The organism is Streptomyces sp. FH025, from assembly GCF_017427025.1.
Lineage (GTDB): Bacteria > Actinomycetota > Actinomycetes > Streptomycetales > Streptomycetaceae > Kitasatospora.
The window spans coordinates 1-2,868 of the sequence record NZ_JAFLNG010000852.1; the positions used below are offsets into that span (position 1 = coordinate 1).

Consider the following 2,868-nt stretch of genomic DNA (forward strand, 5'->3'; position numbering starts at 1 on the left):
AGTTCGGCGGCGGGCGGCGGCGAGGAGCCCTCGGCGGGGACGACGTGGGCGACCAGTCGGCGGGTGCCGGAGGCGTCCTCGTGGACGCCCACGGTGGCCTGGGCCACGCCCGGGTGGGTCTGGAGGGCGGCCTCGATCTCGCCGGGTTCGATCCGGTAGCCGCGGATCTTGACCTGCTGGTCGGCCCGGCCCAGGTAGCGCAGGGTACCGTCGTGCTGCCAGCGGGCCCGGTCGCCGGTGCGGTACATCCGGGTGCCCGGGGCGCCGAACGGGTCGGCGAGGAAGCGGGCGGCGGTCAGTCCGGGCCTGCCCAGGTAGCCGCGGGCCAGGCCCTCCCCCGCCACGTACAGTTCGCCGACGGCGCCCGGGGGCACCGGGGCGAGGTCGCCGTCGAGCACGTACAGCCGCAGGTCGGGGATGCCGGTGCCGATCGGGCCGGGGCCGCCGAGGGTGGCGCTCGCCCGGTCCAGCTCGGCGTGGGTGACGTGCACGGTGGTCTCGGTGATGCCGTACATGTTCACCAGGCGCGGCGCGTCCTCGGGGTGGCGCTCGTACCAGTCGGCGAGGCGGGTGACGTCCAGCGCCTCGCCGCCGAAGACCACCGTACGGAGTGTCAACCGGCGTGAGAGTTCCGGGTGTTCGGCGTCCGCGCGGGCCAGCGGGTGGAACGCGGACGGGGTCTGGTTGAGGACGGTGACGCGCTCGTCGGCGAGCAGCCGCAGGAAGTCCTCCGGGGAGCGGGCGGTGTCCTCGGGCACGACGACGAGCCGGCCGCCGTGCAGCAGCGGGCCCCACAGCTCCCAGACCGAGAAGTCGAAGGTGTAGGAGTGGAACAGCGTCCAGACGTCCCGCTCGTCGAAGCCGAAGAGGCCCCGCGTCTGCTCGAACAGCCGCACCACGTTGGCGTGGGGCACCACGACGCCCTTGGGGCGGCCGGTGGAGCCGGAGGTGAAGATGGCGTAGGCGGGGCTGTCCGGCAGCGGGCGGTGCCGGGCGGGGAGCGGGCCGGCCGGGCGGCGGGCCAGGTCGGCGCGCACCCCGGGGTCGGCGAGGGCGATGACGGGCACCTCGGCGGGTACGGCGGAGGTCGTCACCAGGGCCACCGGGGCCGCGTCGCGCAGCAGTTGGTCGCGGCGTTCGGCGGGCAGGCCCGGGTCGAGCGGCAGGTAGGCCGCGCCGGTCTTGAGGACGGCGAGGACGGCCACCACCAGCTCGGCCGTACGGGGCAGTGCGAGGGCGACGAACTCCTCGGGCCCGGCGCCGAGTTCGGCGAGCCGGTGGGCGAGCCGGCCGGCCCGGGCGTCCAGGGTGGCATAGTCGAGGCGCTCCTCGCCGGAGGTGACGGCCTCGGCGTGCGGGGTGCGGGCGGCCTGGGCCTCGAACAGGTCCACCAGGGTGCGGTCGGGTCGGCCCTGCACGGTGCCGTTCCAGTCGGTCAGCAGGCGCCGCCGCTCCTCGGCGGTGGTCCACTCCAGGGCGCGCAGCGGGCGGTCCAGCCCCCGGGCCAGGTCGGTGAGCAGCAGGCGGAGCCGCTCGGCGAGGGTGCGGACGGTCTCGGCGTCGAACAGCTCCGGGTCGTAGGCGAGGTCGAAGCCGAGGCGCTCGCCCTGGTGAGCGCGCAGGACGAGGGGGTAGTTGGTGGCGTCGCGCGAGGAGACGTCGGCCAGGCGGATCCCGGTGCCGGCCGTGCGGGCGTCGTCGAAGGGGTAGTTCTCGAAGGCGACGAGGCTGTCGAACAGGGCGCCGCCGGCCGGGACGTCGCTGAGGCCGGTGAGTTCGGCGAGCGAGACCGCGCTGTGGCGCCGGGCCTCGGCCTGCGACTCCTGGAGTTCGCGCAGCCAGGCGGCGGCGGTGCGGCCGCCGTCCACCAGGACCCTGGTGGGCAGGGTGTTGATGAACATGCCGATCATCGACTCGACGCCGGGCAGTTCCTCGGGGCGGCCGGAGACGGTCGTCCCGAACAGCACGTCCGGCTCGCCGCTGTAGCGGGACAGCAGCAGGGCCCAGGCGCCCTGGACGACGGTGCCGAGGGTGAGCCCGGCCTGCCGGGCGGTGCGGGCCAGCCGCTCGGAGACCTCCTCGGACAGGGCGGCGGTGTGGGCCTCGGCCGAGCGGGCCCGGTGGTCCTCGTGCCTGACCCGGTCGGCGGGCAGCGGGGTGGCGGTGGCGAAGCCGTCGAGGACGCCCCGCCAGTGGGTGCGGGCGGCCCCGGTGTCCCGGTCGGCGAGCCAGCGCACGTAGTCGGCGAAGGGCCGGCGCACCGCCGGTGCGGGTGCGGCGCCGGTGGTGAGGGACGCGTACTCGTCGAACACGTCGGTGAGCACCTGGGCGAGGCTCCAGCCGTCCAGGATCAGGTGGTGGGAGGTCCACAGCAGGTGCAGCCGGGCGTCGGGCAGCCGGACCAGGGTGAGCCGGGTGAGCGGCGCGGTGGCGAGGTCCAGGCCGCGGGCGAGGTCGTCGGCGCCCAGCCGGGCCAGCCGCTCGGCGTGCTCGCCGGGGTCGACGGCCCGTAGGTCCAGGTGGGTGACGGGCAGCCGGACGCTCCTGCGCACGACCTGGAGCGGTGCGGGGACGCCCTCCCACACCACCGAGGTGCGCAGCGCGGGCGTGCGGTCGGCGACGCGCTGCCAGGCGAGGGCGAGGGCGTGCGGGTCGGCGACGCCCTCCAGCAGCAGGGCGGCCTGGTCGAGGTAGACGTCGTCGGGGCCGCCGACCAGGCGGTGGAAGAGCATGCCCTCCTGGAGCGGGGTCAGCGGCAGCAGGTCCTCGACGTCGCGTCCGTCGCCGACGATCCGGTCCACGCCGGCCTGGTCGAGGCCGGCCAGCGGGTAGTCGGAGGGGGTGCGGCCGCCGGCGTCGGGGCGGGCG

The 2,868-nt window shown here is 76.2% G+C and carries 1 protein-coding gene; it reads right to left on the bottom strand.

Features of this window, described 5'->3' with window-relative positions; all coding sequences use genetic code 11:
* The coding region (locus tag J0670_RS34775) for an amino acid adenylation domain-containing protein (RefSeq protein ID WP_207816445.1) at positions 1-2,868 on the bottom strand (2,868 nt) is incomplete at both ends.